Origin of the sequence: Shewanella gelidii, from assembly GCF_014647855.1 — a bacterium.
Lineage (GTDB): Bacteria > Pseudomonadota > Gammaproteobacteria > Enterobacterales > Shewanellaceae > Shewanella > Shewanella gelidii.
The window spans coordinates 80,396-95,102 of the sequence record NZ_BMPZ01000012.1 but is presented as its reverse complement, the minus strand read 5'-3'; the positions used below and the strand labels follow the sequence as shown (position 1 = coordinate 95,102).

Below are 14,707 nucleotides of genomic sequence, written 5' to 3'. Positions count from 1 at the left end.
ATTTCGAATAACTCAACACCTGTGAATGTCCACACAGATTTGCTTGTCAACTTGTTAAAGAGCGTTGATATCCTGTTTCAGATATCGCCGATAGCTGCTAGAGCATCTCGGGTCAGGGCTGCGTATTCTACGCTTTCCTTTTCTTTCGTCAAGTAGTTTTTTTAAAACTTTCTCAACGGCTAGTTTTCCTAGCTTGTCACCTTGGCTTGCATCGCTGCAGCCGCCGTGTCAGTGGGAGCGCATTATAGAGAGAACTTAGACAAGCGCAAGCGCTTTTTAGGAGAAAACTTACAATAAAGCACTGTTTGACCAAAGTTCATCCTGACTTGCCATTTTTTAGCCTTTATAATGACCAAATACCCACAAATTAGGATAGTAAGATGTCAAAAGCCCTTCGCCCTTATAAAGGAATTACTCCAACTCGCAGTCTCGATACGTATATTGATGACTCTGCCGTTGTTGTCGGTGACATTACTCTAGCAAAAGACGCTAGCATTTGGCCCTTAGTTGCCGCTCGTGGCGATGTGAACCATATTCGGATTGGTGAACGAAGCAATATTCAAGACGGCTCCGTATTACACGTCACACGAACCTCTCCTTCAAACCCTGTTGGCCATCCACTTATAATTGGCGATGATGTCACCGTTGGTCATAAAGCCATGCTTCATGGTTGCCAAATTGGAAATAGAGTGCTTGTTGGAATGGGCGCGATTGTTTTAGATGGTGCAGTCATTGAAGATGATGTCATCATTGGTGGCGGTGCGCTCGTTGCCCCGGGTAAAACCTTAGAAAGCGGCTTTTTATATGTCGGTAGTCCAGCCAAAAAAGCTCGTGCGCTAACAGAAGCTGAGCTTAAATTTTTACCTGAGTCGGCAGCGAACTATGTCCGACTTAAAAATGAATATTTGCTAGAGCAATAAAACCTCAACACATTTACGCATAAATTAGCATTTCTTGCTCATCGAACTCTGTTTCGATGAGCTGTTCAATGGCATCTTCAATATCAAACCTGAATTCTTGAAAAGCCGTCATACATGCTGCTTGGGTATCGCATGCTCGTCCTGATATTTCTTGTAGCTTCTTTTGGTGGATCTGACATTGAATCGTGACGCCGGAAACCTGCACTGGAAACTGCACACTTTGGCATTCTTGAACCCACATTTGAATATCAGGAAATATGATGCTTTGATTCATGAGGTCTTGTTTCTCATTTTTTCGATAACGGGCTTAACATCCGGCTCTACATTGCGCCAAATCATGAAACTCTTTGCGGCTTGGCCCACTAACATACCAAGTCCATCAACGGCTTTGAGCGCGCCTTTACTTTTAGCCCAACGATTAAAACTCGTCTCATCATCTTGGTACATCATGTCATAGCTAAGAACGTTGTCTTTAAATACCCGCGCTGGTAAAGGCGGTAAATCACCACTTAAACTAGAAGCAGTGGAATTGATAATAATATCGAACTGCCCCTCTAATCTCTGACTCGCTGTCGCAACAACCGGTCCAAGCGCCATGAAGTGCTGAGCAAGACTTTCGGCCTTAGACTGGGTTCGGTTAGTGATGGTCAGTGATCCGATACCAGCTTCGAGCAAGGGCTGAACACTCCCTCTTGCGGCGCCACCCGCTCCAATAAGAAGTACGCGTGTATTGGTCAGAGGACCATAATGTCGCTCTAGATCCGCAACGAGGCCTAATCCATCAGTATTGTCGCCTTTCACCTTGCCATTTGGTAAAAATACAAGCGTGTTCACAGCACCGGCATATCGAGCACGCTCACTCAGTTCATCACACAATGCAAATGCTTGCTCTTTAAATGGTACGGTCACGTTTGCACCGCATCCCCCAGACTCCCTAAACTTGTTGAGGGTACCAACAAAGTCATCTGTAGGGGCTAGAATAGCTTCATAGGTAATGTTCTGAGCGGTCGCTACAGCAAAAAGAGAGTGAATAAATGGTGACTTGCTATGAGCGATTGGATTGCCAAATACCGCATATTTATCGAGCATGCTGAGATTCTCTCTAGAGCTGAGTTATGAAATGAAGTCTACTGAGCTTTAGTTTGCCGGTAAATGCTTAACGGTGATATTGAAAGATTTGATATCTCATCCCCTCAACCGATAAGCAAATTTGTAAAATTTATAAGGTGAATCGCTCATGCCCCCCATAGGGCGGCATGTGAACATCAGTAGCTATGTCTCGTTCAGCCAGTCTCGCGGCTTAAGGTAATCTTGATAAAGTGTCGCTTCTGGCGAGCTCGGCTCTGGTGAATAACCATACTCCCAACGCACTAAAGGCGGCATGGACATAAGTATCGACTCTGTTCGCCCTCCCGTTTGTAAACCAAATAGTGTTCCCCGATCATAAACGAGATTGAATTCCACATAACGCCCTCGTCGATAGAGTTGGAAATCTCGCTGTTGTTGATTGTAGGGGGTTTCGGCGCGATTTTTTACAATCGGTGTGTAAGCAGGCAAGAAGCCACTCCCTACAGCTCGCATGAATTCAAAGCTTTTATCAAAGCCAGCTTCATTTAAATCATCAAAAAATATTCCACCGACACCCCGTGTTTCGTTGCGATGCGGCAAGAAAAAGTACTCATCACACCAATGCTTATATTTAGAATAAACGTGTTCACCAAACGGCTGACAGATATCAAATGCAGATTGGTGCCACTGCTTCACATCTTCTAAAAATGGATAATATGGCGTTAAGTCAAACCCACCACCAAACCACCAAACAGGATCGTGACCCGCCTTATGGGCGATAAAGAAACGAACATTTGCATGTGTCGTGGGCACAAAAGGGTTTTTCGGGTGAATAACGAGTGAGACCCCCATCGCTTCAAAACTACGTCCGGCAAGTTCTGGGCGATGTGCTGTTGCAGATGCCGGCATCGATTTGCCCGTCACATGGGAAAAATTGACCCCAGCCTGCTCAAACACCTGACCTTGAGTCAGCACCCGCGACTGTCCGCCACCGCCTTCTTCGCGCTGCCAACTGTCAGCCTTGAAGTTCGCTTTACCATCAAGTACTTCTAAACCGTCACAGATTTGCTGTTGCAAAGCCAACAGATAGGATTTCACAACGCTTGCATCGGGTAAGCTCATATTATCTCCTAGGGTTAACTTCTAAGAATTTTTCCGGTTTGTATATCTATAATTGTCGATGGTTGTGGGTTGTCACCTAACGCGCCGGTTATAACGGCATCAATTTCATGTTCAAATATACTTTCTATTTCCGCGACGGTTAACGCAGGCTCTTCGCCCGCATGGTTGGCACTCGTCGACACAATAGCGCCGCCAAAGTGATCACAAATCTCGCGAACCACAGGGTGAGCAGAAACTCGAACAGCAATGGTTTCAAACTGACCACACAACAAGGGGAGCAATGTTTTAGATTTGGGCATCAAAAAAGTGAAAGGACCTGGCCACTTCGCTTGCGTTTCAGCCAGCTGCGCCAGCGTTAATGCCGAAAAATCGACATAAGCGTCTAACTGCTGCATATCACTCGCGACAAGAATCAGACCTTTCTCCCACGGACGCCGCTTTAACTGTAAGATTTTTTCGATAGCATCACGATTATTCGGATCGCAACCTAAGCCAAAAACGGCCTCTGTCGGGTAAGCAATCACACCGCCAGCATCTAGGGTAGAAGAGGCTTGAGAAGGTGACAGATGAAGCATGAAACGCAGCTACCTATAAATAAAATAAAAGATAGTGGGAAGTATACGCACATGATGACTTGCAACCAAGCTTTAGTGCGCTAGATCACAATTAAGATTATAGTGCTTGCTTGAATTTACAGCTTTTTTGAGGGCACTCAAGCCGCAATCCTGCAGCCCCTTTTCGCTCAACCAAGATCGAAAAATTGCAATCAGGGCAAGTCATAGCAACAGGGCGGAAGTTTACTAAGTACTTACACTTAGGATAAGCACTACAAGCATAAAAGTTCTTCCCATAGCGGCTGGTTCGGTGTTCCATATGTCCAAGGCGACAACGGGGACAGCCCACAGCTTCAACAACATCATCTTGATCATGTTTTTCGATATGGTGGCACGCTGGGTAATTCGTGCACCCAATGAAAATACCAAACCGCCCTGACTTAACTGCAAGTTCATGCGCGCATTCAGGGCATTTAGAACCTTCGATGATCTGACTTTCTATCGCTTCATGCTGTACTAATGGTCGGGTATATTCACAGGTAGGGTAGTTATTACACCCAATAAAACTACCATGCTTGCTATGCTTTAAAGACAGTTCACAACCACATGTTGGACAAAGCTCAAACTCTTTCTCTAGGGCGTGTTCATGAGCGCTAAATAGTTTGTGATCAATTTTGGACATTCACGCCACCAAGAAATCTAAAGGGGTACTGAAGCGATCATATCACTTCGTATAAATATGAAGCACAAAAAAAGGAGGTATCCCTCCTTTTTTAGATCTAAGGCACACTGAGAATGCTTCTAATGAAGTTGTCCATCCGGCTCTTCGAAAATTAAGTCTTCCATCTGCGCGTAAGCTGACTCGTTACCCGGTGCATTAAAGAGCACCATGAGAACAACCCACTTTAAATCTTCTAGGATTAATCTCGGTTCATCAAGCTCCATGACTCTATCAATCACCATTTCCCGAGTGAGAACATTCAAAACTTTAATTTGCTCTAAAAACAATAGGAAACCACGACAATCAACATCAAGCTTGTCTGCTTCGTCTGCCGTATAAATTCTAAATGACTGCTGATCATGATTACATAGGTACGGCTTATCGCTTTCTTGCAGCTCAGCAAGCCTTTCTAACCAAGATAAAGCTTTCAGAATATCGCCTTGATGAAAGCCCGCCCGAGTGAGTTCTTTTGTGAGCTCGTCTTCGTCAACAAGTAGCTCAACTTCACTATGAACATAGTTTTCAAATAGGTACATGAGGATATCAAACATGGCTTAGCTCCTCTTTTGTCTAATATAACCACCAGGCACTGCTTCCACCCAGCCCAAAAGCTCAAGTTCTAACAGTTGCTCCAACACAAGATTTATTGCTATTCCACTATGCTCGACTATCTGATCAATCGGAGTAGTCTCATAACCTACACTAGCTAACAGTGAGGCAAATGGCAAATCACACATCTCTTGCTGGTCTATATGGTGACTCGTTTGCAATTCTTCAAGTTGAAATTGATACAAACTTGTCAGTTCTTCTAGTATATCGGCCGCAACTTCAACTAACTTTGCCCCATTTCGTATTAATTCATGACAACCTTGGCTCTGGCCACCCATCACATTGCCAGGCATAGCAAAAACTTCTCGCCCTTGCTCCATCGCCATTCTTGCAGAAATAAGAGAACCGCTTTTCAATCGAGCTTCTGTCACGAGTGTACCAAGCGATAGCCCACTGATAATTCGATTACGCTTTGGAAAGTTTCCAGCAAATGGTTTTACGTGAGGATTATATTCACTCACAACACAACCACGCTCAACAATCTCATCATAGAGAGACTGATGCCGCTTAGGGTAAACTTCTTCAATTCCTGTGCCTAAAACAGCAACAGTGACACCGCGACAATCAAGAGCTGCGCGATGCGCAATGCCATCCACACCGAGCGCCATACCACTCGTGAGCGAAAGGCCTGCACTGACTAAATCGGTAACGATTTGCTTCGTAAGTGATTGCCCACTTTGTGATACCGCACGACTACCCACGACAGCGATCGCTGGCAGATTCAGCGACTCTAAGTTTCCTTTAACCAACAGAATTACCGGCGGGTCATATATTTGCTTGAGAAGTGGCGGGTAAAATTCATCGTCTAAGCAGACTAAATGATGGTGACTTGCCAGTTGTTGCCAGGCCAATAGATCATCGACTTGCGCATAATCAATTGAGAATTGACGTGTAATAGAAAGGGGTAAAGGCAGAGACTCTTTTTCATGCTCGAGTCGCTGCCGTAGCTCTTCAACATCCATGTGTTGTAATAATTGTTGAACCCGGGCGGGTCCTAGCCCGGATACAGCACGAACAACTAGCCAGTCGACCAGTTTAGAACGTATTAGTCACCTCGATAATCAGCCGAGTCAGGGCTCACAAGCTTGTCATCAACCCGAACAGGGCGTTCATTAGCCATGATAAGTGCTAAGCTTGTTTTTTCAAACACCTTAAAGACCATCACTTTGCCACGGTATATATCAGGAACTTTAATCAAATTTTCGTCTGACAGATTTGCCATGAAATCATCATAAGATGAGCGCTCTGTTGGTGGAACAGGCACGCCATCACGATTAATGACGACCTGCTGTCCATCCCTAAAAATTGAGAACACATGCCCAGGAGTCACACCATCAACTTCGCCACGGTCAAGGTAAACAATATCCAGTTTACCAACTTCTCGCAGGCCACCTTCAGTCGCTAAAACATATGCATCATGATCCAACTTCGCAGCATGGGGCTGGAAATATGCTGGCAGCAAGGAGTCATCTTCAATTTTCAGCAATCGATAGCCAGCCTTGGTTTCTCTGAGGTTACTCAGAAGGCGAACCTTAGATACTGGTCCCGACTCAATCACTCGGCCACTTGCCGTTAAGATGACCTCTTGACCAAGAAGCTCCCCTTCGTCACGGGAATAAAAAGTCTTACCTTCGGTATAGACACCGTATTTGGTGCCGTAGGCTAAGTTCTCATTTACATATATCACTTCTTGATTGATATGATACCGAGACTCACTTTCACCACCGAGCATCATTGGCTGCTGCGCAAACCATTCAGGATCAACGACTCGATTTTGCTTCAAATAAGGGGCGATGAGTGATAAATCGACAGCGGGAATTGCACTCCCCTTGGGGATGACTCGACCAGCAGGACTTTTACGAATAACGGGTTTCACGACGAGCCTTGGCTGGCCATCGATAAACACTAACGTTAATCGGTCACCGGGGTAAATTAAATGCGGGTTAGCAATTTGTGGGTTTGACCCCCACAATTTCGGCCAATGCCATGGATCTTTTAGGAAGTAAGCAGATATATCCCACAGGGTATCTCCCTTTTTCACCACGTAAGAATCAGGATGGCCCGACTTCAATGTCAGAACATCTGCGAATGCTGTCGCGCACGACAGCACTATTGCTAAAAGTAAAGTAAGCCTTTTCATGGCAAGCTTCCATGTTGTTTCGCTCTAAATTCGAGCTTTTACTGTTATTGACCGCGACTAAAGATTAAAATCGAGCTAATTAGTAACGATTAGTATAACCAACTGATTATAATTTGACAGGTTTCTTAAGAGTTTAGCATGGCTTTATTAACAGTATTACGGTTTCCAGACGAAAAATTACGCACCATTGCCAAGCCGGTCACAGACTTCGGTGATCAGTTGCAATCCCAAATTGATGACATGTTTGAAACCATGTACGAAGAAAAGGGAATAGGCTTAGCCGCAACACAAGTGGATTTTCATCAACAACTCATCGTGATGGATCTCCAAGACCAAGTGGAGCGCCCAAAGGTATTTATCAATCCAGAGATAGTTTCCAGCTCAGGTCACTTCACAAATGAAGAAGGCTGTCTTTCTGTTCCAGGCATTTATGCCAAAGTTGAACGGGCAGAAAAAGTTACCGTAAAGGCACAAGATCGCCACGGTGAAACATTTACCCTAGATGCAGACGAGTTGTTTGCGATATGCATTCAGCATGAAATGGATCATCTCCAGGGAAAATTGTTTGTCGATTACCTTTCAGCTTTAAAACGTCAGCGTATTAAACAAAAACTATTGAAAGCCGCTCGCCTTGAAGCGAAGTAACAGCAGTAATTTAGGAACCACTTTGAAACCATTAAATATCATATTTGCTGGCACACCTGACTTTGCAGCTCGCCATTTGCAAGCACTCATCGACAGTGAACACAATGTCGTTGCCGTGTACACACAACCCGATCGCCCAGCAGGGCGTGGTAAAAAGCTCGCAGCAAGCCCAGTAAAACAGCTGGCACAAGCCCATAATATTGAAGTCTATCAGCCCAAATCGCTAAAACAGTCAGAAGCTCAAGAACAGCTCGCTGCGATTCAAGCAGATATTATGGTCGTTGTTGCCTATGGTTTGATATTGCCACAAATCGTACTAGATACCCCAAGGCTTGGGTGTATCAATGTTCACGGTTCCATATTACCTCGCTGGCGAGGCGCAGCGCCGATTCAAAGAGCCTTATGGGCTGGCGATAAATCAACCGGTGTGACCATTATGCAGATGGATATTGGTCTAGATACTGGGGATATGCTACTTAAAACAAACTTACCGATCGAAGACTCAGATACTTCGGCTAGCTTATACGAAAAATTGGCCGAGCAAGGACCAGAAGCATTAATCACCGCATTAAGCGGTTTGGCCAACGGCTCATTAACCGCAGAGAAACAGCAGGAGTCACTCGCGAACTACGCCGAAAAGCTTAGTAAAGAAGAAGCCCAAATAGACTGGAATAAAAGCGCGAAGTCATTGTGGCAAGAGGTTCGTGCTTTTAACCCTTGGCCAGTCAGTCACTTTCAGCTTCAAGGGCAAACCATTAAAGTCTGGCAAACAGAAATATGCGAGACAACAACGAATGCCAAACCCGGAACAATTGTAAGTACAGGTAAGCAAGGAATAGATGTGGCTACTGGAAATGGCATTATTCGCCTGATCACTCTTCAGTTACCAGGCAAAAAACCACTGGCGGCGAGTGATATATTGAACTCTAGAGGCGATTGGTTTGCCCCTCAAACTCAACTAGGGCTTGATAGCAAATGAAAAACTTACGTGCACTAGCCGCAAAAGCTGTGTTTCAGGTGTTAGAGCAAGGCGTTTCACTGTCTGTCGCCTTGCCACAACAGCAGCGACATTTAGAGAGTGGCAAAGACAAGGCGCTAGTCGCGGAGCTTTGCTATGGCGTAATGCGTCACCTCCCCCAACTCGACAAATGTGTAAGTGATTTCATGAGCAAGCCCCTCAAGGGCAAACAAAGAATTGTGCATCAACTATTGCTTATCGGATGTTATCAGCTGTATTTCACCCGGATCCCTCCGCATGCCGCGATTTCAGAAACCGCTGAAGCATGCCGAAAACTCAAGTTTGAAGGGTTGGTCAAGGTCGTCAACGGTGTGTTAAGACGTATTCAGCGAGAGCAACCCGAGCTATCCAAAGCAGCACAAACACTAGAATTCAATACACCCGCTTGGATACTCAAACGCCTTCAACAAGCTTACCCTGACCAGTGGCAACAAATAGTTGAGCAAAGCCACCAACGCCCCCCCATGTGGCTGCGCAATAACCAACGCTCACAAACAAGGGCGCAATATTTACAAGCTCTCGCAGAGTTAGAGATTGACGCATGCCCTGGTGTGAGCAGCGACGCAATCCTACTCAGTCGCGCTAGAGATGTTGCTTCTTTACCCGACTTTCATCAAGGCGCCGCCTCGGTGCAAGACGGGGCAGCTCAATGGGCAGCGAGCCTACTTGCTCCTCAAAATGGTGAATTGATCCTAGATGCCTGCGCGGCTCCAGGGGGAAAAAGTTGCCACCTTCTCGAAATTGCTCCCCAAGCAAATTTGGTAGCGGTCGACTTTGATGAAAAACGACTCGAGCGCGTCCATCAAAACCTAGAGCGTTTGTCACTCGATGCGCAAGTCATTCATGGTGATGCAGCCCAAATTGATACATGGTGGCATGGTGAAAAGTTTGACCGTATCCTTTTAGATGCACCGTGCTCCGCAACCGGCGTAATTCGACGTCACCCGGACATTAAATGGCTCCGTCAGGCGGCAGATATTACTGAGCTTGCCAAGTTGCAACAACAAATACTGACGCACTGCTGGCAGTGGCTCAAACCCGGGGGCACGTTGCTATATGCCACCTGTTCCATATTACCTGAAGAAAACGCACAACAAATCGAAGCATTTTTGGCTGCGACTCAAGATGCTGAGCTACAAGCACTGCCTCAACAAGCCAATGAACGTGATATTGGTTGGCAGATTCTTCCAGGACAAGACAATATGGACGGCTTCTATTATGCTCGTCTCTATAAAAAGCGTTAAGGGTAAGATTCACATATGAAAATTATCATCTTGGGTGCGGGTCAAGTGGGCGGAACATTAGCCGAGAACTTGGTTGGCGAAAACAATGACATCACTATTGTTGACCATGACCGAGAGCGACTAAACTCCCTGCAAGACAAATACGATTTGCGTGTTGTCATTGGTCATGGCGCCCATCCCTCGGTGTTAAAAGATGCCGGTGCGGAAGACGCTGAAATGCTGATTGCTGTCACCAATAGCGATGAGTGCAATATGTCCGCATGCCAAGTTGCTTATTCACTCTATGGCACACCAACCAAGATTGCTCGGATCCGCTCAGAAGAATACCTCACCTTAAAAGACAAGCTCTTTATCGACAGTGAAACCAAGAATAGCGAGCACAAACCTCGCGGTGGATTTATTATTGATGAGCTCATTGCTCCCGAGCAGTTAGTAACTGCTTACATACGCCGACTGGTCGAGTATCCAGGGGCTTTGCAAGTTCTGGAGTTCGCAGAAGGTAAGCTGAGCCTCGTTGCAGTCAAAGCCTATTATGGTGGTCCTTTAGTTGGTAATGCTTTAGCCGCTTTACGTGAACATATGCCCAATATTGATACCCGGGTTGCGGCAATCTTCCGACGCGGCAAGGCGATTATGCCAAGAGGCACCACAATCATTGAAGCTGATGATGAGGTCTTTTTCTTGGCAGATAGCCGCCACATTCGAGCAGTAATGAGTGAAATGCAAAAGCTCGATAATTCATATCGCAACATTATGATCGCGGGTGGTGGTAATATCGGGCTCGGTCTTGCAAAGCAATTAGAGCGAGACCACTCAGTAAAACTTGTGGAGCATCGACAAGACAGGGCTGAGCTGTTGTCGGAAAAACTTGAAAATACGACCGTATTTTGTGGTGACGCGTCCGACCAAGAGCTTCTGATTGAAGAGCATATTGATCAAACGGACGTGTTTATTGCCGTGACCAATGATGATGAAGCCAACATTATGTCCGCACTTCTCGCAAAGCGAATGGGTGCAAAAAAGGTGATGGTTTTGATTCAGCGTGAAGCTTATGTCGATATCGTTCAAGAAGCGAATATTGATATTGCCGTGTCTCCGCAACAAGCCACCATTTCAGCGCTGTTAACCCACATTCGCCAAGGCGATATATGTAATGTCTACTCGTTGCGTCGTGGTGCAGCAGAGGCGATTGAAGCCATTGCTCACGGTGATTCAAATACATCCAAAGTGGTCGGAAGAAAGATTGGTGACATCAAGTTACCACCAGGAACAACCATTGGCGCTATCGTTCGTAACGAAGAAGTTTTAATGGCCCATGATAAAACAGAGATTGAACAAGGCGACCATGTCGTTCTATTCCTCGTTAACAAAAAGTTCATCGGCGAAGTCGAAAAGTTATTCCAACCAAGTGCTTTCTTCTTCTAAAGCCTAGGGGAGAAACAACAAAGCCTGATTCGAGCAATCAGGCTTTTTATTTTAACCGGCACAGAAAACCTACGCTAATACATCAATAGCGCCGTCATTTAAGCCAGCTTAACCAACTCATCCGCGTAACGCTTTACGTCATCCCAGTCGGTATAATCAATTACAGACTTTGGATCTGTCGGGCCGTCGGTAATCTTCATTATTAACTGGATCATCAAACGGTCATACCAACGCCAAGCAGGATAGTCCACCTTCCCTGCAATGACTTTGACATGCTGCGGTTTCCACGGTGAAAGTTCGATAAACTTCTGCAAATATTTATTGTTATCGGGATTTCGTTTTTCCGGTTTTCTAGCCACCACATTCACACTAAAGAAAGCATTTGGTTTTGCTGAGATTTCAGCTTGATATTGGGTAACAAATTCAAAAACAGATTTATGATAAGTGCCATACAATACGCAAGCTCCCATTACGATGAGGTCATACTTATCCCATGCAAATGACTGCTGCACATCAGCAATAGAATACACATCGCAGTGCGCACCGCTGTCTTGAATTTGTTGCGCTATCGATTCGGCAATCTTTGCTGTATGACCGCCACGAGAATAATAAAGAACTAAAACCGATTTCATGATATCCCTAACATTGGTATTTTCTGGCGATCATGTTACAGCAAGTAGACAAATAATCCGTTGCCCGCCTCACAAATTAGCTCTAGCTCATATTCTGGAGATCCTAAATTGAGTTATTTTTTATGCAAGCGTATGATGGGTTCCGACGGAGCGTTCAATTAGAGCTCTCTAATAAATATTAATCGATAGGTAGATCAAAATGCTGAAAGAAATTGATGTCGATGAAATGGTCACCAATGCTGAATCTGCAGCAAAATGGCTTAAAGCAATCGCGAACCCGTACCGATTAATGATCCTGTGCTTACTTTTAGATAATGAGTTAAGCGTCACCAAGTTGAATGAGACCGTTCCCCTTAGCCAATCGGCTCTGTCTCAGCATTTGGCCGTGCTTCGAGCTGAAGACTTAGTTGCAACTCGAAAAAGCTCTCAAGTGGTTTACTACTCTTTAAAGAACGAACAAGTTACAGAGGTTATTTCTATTTTACATCGCCGCTATTGCGCTTAGTTCATTTCGCTTTTCCAACAAAAAAAGCCTGCATATTGCAGGCTTTTTTGTTTTATCAGGCTCAATCATCATGAAACCTTTGCCAAACTAAAATCCTCTGCAAACTTTGCAACTTGCTGCCAATCAGTAAATTCGTAGGATTGCGATGTATCTGTTGGCCCCTTCGTTAACCACATAATAAAACGGATCATAAAACGATCAACAAACCGGTACGCAGGATAGTTAATTCTTCCAGCAAACACCGCTAGCATTTGTGGCTGCCAAGCAGACAACTCAGCAAATTTCTTCATATAGGGGTTAGTTGTTGGAGTATTCTTTTGTGGCTTTCTCGCTACAACATTGACACTAAAAAAGCCATTCACCTTGCTCCGAAGAACCTCTTGGTGTTGCTGAATAAACTCAAAAAGTTGCGGCCGATGTTTACCATAGCGAATGCTCGCACCAATGAGAATTTTGTCATAGTTTGTGAGATCCAATGTATTTGCTTGCGCCAAATCCACCAACTTTACAATTTCCTGTTTCGCCAAGCACGCCTGAGCAATCACGTCACATATCCGCTTTGTTTGGCCGTCAATTGTTGAATAGATAATGAGCGTTTGCATACCTAGTTTTTCCAGAATGTCGGTGTAAACAAGACCAACAATGTAAAGACCTCAAGTCGACCAAACAGCATTGTGACAATCAAAACCCATTTGGCATTGTCACCAATACTGGCGTAATTACTAGCAACATCACCAAGCCCTGGCCCAAGGTTATTTAGGCAGGCCACGGTAGCACTATAGGCCGTGATATCATCCAATCCCATCGCCATCAATATAAGTAAGCTAATCACAAACACCAAAGCATAGGCAGAAAAGAAGCCCCAAACAGCATCAATCACCCGATCAGGTAAAGCTACGGAACCCAAGCGAATAGAGAACATCGCTCGAGGGTGAACGAGACGCTTTAATTCTCGAGATCCTTGCAATAATAGTAAAATGACGCGAATTACTTTCATGCCACCGGCAGTCGAGCCACCACAGCCACCAATAAAGCTCGAAAAAATAAGCATCATAGGTAAAAATAATGGCCACATATGAAAGCTCTCGGTACCAAAGCCTGCAGTGGTAGAAATAGAGACTGCCTGGAACAACGCGAGATCAAGGGCTTCTTCAGCCGAGTCATAAATCCCCGTATACAACAGGGTGCCAAAGCAAATTGCAGTGAGCAGCAACTGAATCACAACCAGCGCTTTAAACTCTGCATCTTTAAAATAGATTTTTAGATTGATGCCTCGCCGGGAAAATGCAGCAAAATGCAGGCTAAAGTTCACCGCAGCAATCAAAAGGAACACCACACATATTAAATTGATAACCGGGCTATCAAAATATCCCATGCTTGCATCGTGGGTGGAGAATCCCCCGATGGCAATCGTTGAAAATGAATGACAAATCGCATCAAACAGCGTCATTCCGGCGGCCCAATAAGCACCAGCACAGGCAATCGTAAGTAATAGATAGATATACCAAAGCGCTTTAGCGGTTTCGGCAATTCTCGGAGTCATCTTACTATCTTTCACCGGACCTGGAATTTCAGCTCGATATAACTGCATTCCACCAATACCCAATACTGGCAAAATAGCAACCGCGAGCACAATAATCCCCATGCCACCGAGCCACTGCAACAAATGACGATAAAAAAGAATAGCTTTGGGCAGAGAGTCGAGACCGACAATAACCGTCGCCCCCGTCGTTGTTAATGCGGAGAATGACTCAAAAAAACTATCGGTCCAACTCAGATCAGGCACACTAGAAAAGATAAATGGAAGTGCACCGATAGAACCAAGAACAGTCCAAAATAAGACGACGATGAGGAAGCCTTCGCGGGTTCGAAGGTCCTCTTTGCTTTTGCGGTTAGGGTACCAAAATAGAAAACCGAGAAATAGACTAAGCATAAAAGCTTGTAGGAAGGCTGTACCACCACCATCTTTGTAGAGCACGGCAACCAATGCTGGCGGCAGCATAGTGATAGAAAAAAGTCCCATCAGTAGGCCAGTAATTCTAATTATAGTTCGATATTGCATGCAGCTGCTCTGGCGCCTTTTTGGGTTGATTTTCAAGCCAAG

At 45.1% G+C, this 14,707-nt stretch carries 17 protein-coding genes; 6 read left to right on the top strand and 11 right to left on the bottom strand.

The window, feature by feature from the left end:
- Positions 1–380: 380 nt before the first annotated feature.
- Positions 381–920 (top strand): gamma carbonic anhydrase family protein, encoded by a 540-nt coding sequence (locus tag IEY18_RS16105; protein ID WP_188922721.1) that lies wholly within the window; start codon positions 381–383, stop codon positions 918–920.
- 13 nt (positions 921–933) lie between these two features.
- Here the strand turns inward: IEY18_RS16105 and IEY18_RS16100 are convergent, their stop codons facing one another.
- The 8 genes from IEY18_RS16100 to IEY18_RS16065 form a co-directional block, all read right to left on the bottom strand.
- Positions 934–1,194, bottom strand: a complete 261-nt coding sequence (locus IEY18_RS16100) for a DUF1488 family protein (RefSeq protein WP_188922719.1) — start codon at positions 1,192–1,194, stop codon at positions 934–936.
- A complete protein-coding gene (gene aroE, locus IEY18_RS16095) occupies positions 1,191–2,009 on the bottom strand; it encodes a shikimate dehydrogenase (RefSeq protein WP_188922717.1) in 819 nt (272 codons plus the stop codon). The genes IEY18_RS16100 and aroE overlap by 4 nt, the downstream gene beginning before the upstream one ends.
- 183 nt (positions 2,010–2,192) lie before the next feature.
- On the bottom strand, positions 2,193–3,110 hold the full coding sequence (hemF, locus tag IEY18_RS16090) for an oxygen-dependent coproporphyrinogen oxidase (RefSeq protein WP_188922716.1): 918 nt from the start codon (positions 3,108–3,110) through the stop codon (positions 2,193–2,195).
- Between the two features lie 14 nt (positions 3,111–3,124).
- A complete protein-coding gene (tsaC, locus tag IEY18_RS16085) occupies positions 3,125–3,685 on the bottom strand; it encodes an L-threonylcarbamoyladenylate synthase type 1 TsaC (RefSeq protein WP_188922714.1) in 561 nt (186 codons plus the stop codon).
- A gap of 97 nt (positions 3,686–3,782) precedes the next feature.
- The gene (locus tag IEY18_RS16080; RefSeq protein ID WP_188922712.1) at positions 3,783–4,346 is read right to left on the bottom strand and encodes a DNA topoisomerase family protein; all 564 of its coding nucleotides are present in this window, start codon (positions 4,344–4,346) and stop codon (positions 3,783–3,785) included.
- A gap of 119 nt (positions 4,347–4,465) precedes the next feature.
- Positions 4,466–4,936: a DUF494 family protein gene (locus IEY18_RS16075; protein WP_188922710.1), complete on the bottom strand. Its 471-nt coding sequence runs from the start codon at positions 4,934–4,936 to the stop codon at positions 4,466–4,468.
- Positions 4,937–4,939: 3 nt separating this feature from the next.
- Entirely contained in the window at positions 4,940–5,956 is a 1,017-nt protein-coding gene (gene dprA / locus IEY18_RS16070) for a DNA-processing protein DprA (protein WP_188922708.1), read from the bottom strand.
- Positions 5,957–6,039: 83 nt separating this feature from the next.
- Positions 6,040–7,134 (bottom strand): LysM peptidoglycan-binding domain-containing protein, encoded by a 1,095-nt coding sequence (locus tag IEY18_RS16065; RefSeq protein WP_188922706.1) that lies wholly within the window; start codon positions 7,132–7,134, stop codon positions 6,040–6,042.
- A gap of 138 nt (positions 7,135–7,272) precedes the next feature.
- On the opposite strand from IEY18_RS16065, the gene def reads away from it, so the two are divergent.
- From def to trkA, 4 genes are read left to right on the top strand one after another with little or no spacing between them, the layout of a single operon-like run.
- Entirely contained in the window at positions 7,273–7,779 is a 507-nt protein-coding gene (gene def / locus IEY18_RS16060) for a peptide deformylase (RefSeq protein WP_188922704.1), read from the top strand.
- A gap of 22 nt (positions 7,780–7,801) precedes the next feature.
- Positions 7,802–8,758 (top strand): methionyl-tRNA formyltransferase, encoded by a 957-nt coding sequence (fmt, locus tag IEY18_RS16055; RefSeq protein ID WP_188922702.1) that lies wholly within the window; start codon positions 7,802–7,804, stop codon positions 8,756–8,758.
- On the top strand, positions 8,755–10,041 hold the full coding sequence (gene rsmB / locus IEY18_RS16050) for a 16S rRNA (cytosine(967)-C(5))-methyltransferase RsmB (protein WP_188922700.1): 1,287 nt from the start codon (positions 8,755–8,757) through the stop codon (positions 10,039–10,041). Before fmt ends, rsmB begins: the two co-directional genes overlap by 4 nt.
- Positions 10,042–10,056: 15 nt before the next feature.
- Positions 10,057–11,466 (top strand): Trk system potassium transporter TrkA, encoded by a 1,410-nt coding sequence (gene trkA / locus IEY18_RS16045; RefSeq protein ID WP_188922698.1) that lies wholly within the window; start codon positions 10,057–10,059, stop codon positions 11,464–11,466.
- Between the two features lie 98 nt (positions 11,467–11,564).
- Here trkA and hemG (IEY18_RS16040) read toward each other — a convergent pair whose 3' ends face one another.
- Complete coding sequence (gene hemG / locus IEY18_RS16040) at positions 11,565–12,098, bottom strand: menaquinone-dependent protoporphyrinogen IX dehydrogenase (protein ID WP_188922696.1); 534 nt, start codon at positions 12,096–12,098, stop codon at positions 11,565–11,567.
- A gap of 199 nt (positions 12,099–12,297) precedes the next feature.
- Here hemG (IEY18_RS16040) and IEY18_RS16035 point away from each other — a divergent pair, with 199 nt between their 5' ends.
- Positions 12,298–12,603 (top strand): ArsR/SmtB family transcription factor, encoded by a 306-nt coding sequence (locus tag IEY18_RS16035; protein ID WP_188922694.1) that lies wholly within the window; start codon positions 12,298–12,300, stop codon positions 12,601–12,603.
- Between the two features lie 68 nt (positions 12,604–12,671).
- Here the strand turns inward: IEY18_RS16035 and hemG (IEY18_RS16030) are convergent, their stop codons facing one another.
- Entirely contained in the window at positions 12,672–13,205 is a 534-nt protein-coding gene (gene hemG / locus IEY18_RS16030) for a menaquinone-dependent protoporphyrinogen IX dehydrogenase (RefSeq protein ID WP_188922692.1), read from the bottom strand.
- Positions 13,206–13,207: 2 nt separating this feature from the next.
- Positions 13,208–14,665 carry a TrkH family potassium uptake protein gene (locus tag IEY18_RS16025; protein ID WP_188922690.1) on the bottom strand — a complete coding sequence of 486 codons (1,458 nt, stop codon included), beginning with the start codon at positions 14,663–14,665 and terminating at the stop codon, positions 13,208–13,210.
- Positions 14,666–14,707 lie beyond the last annotated feature (42 nt).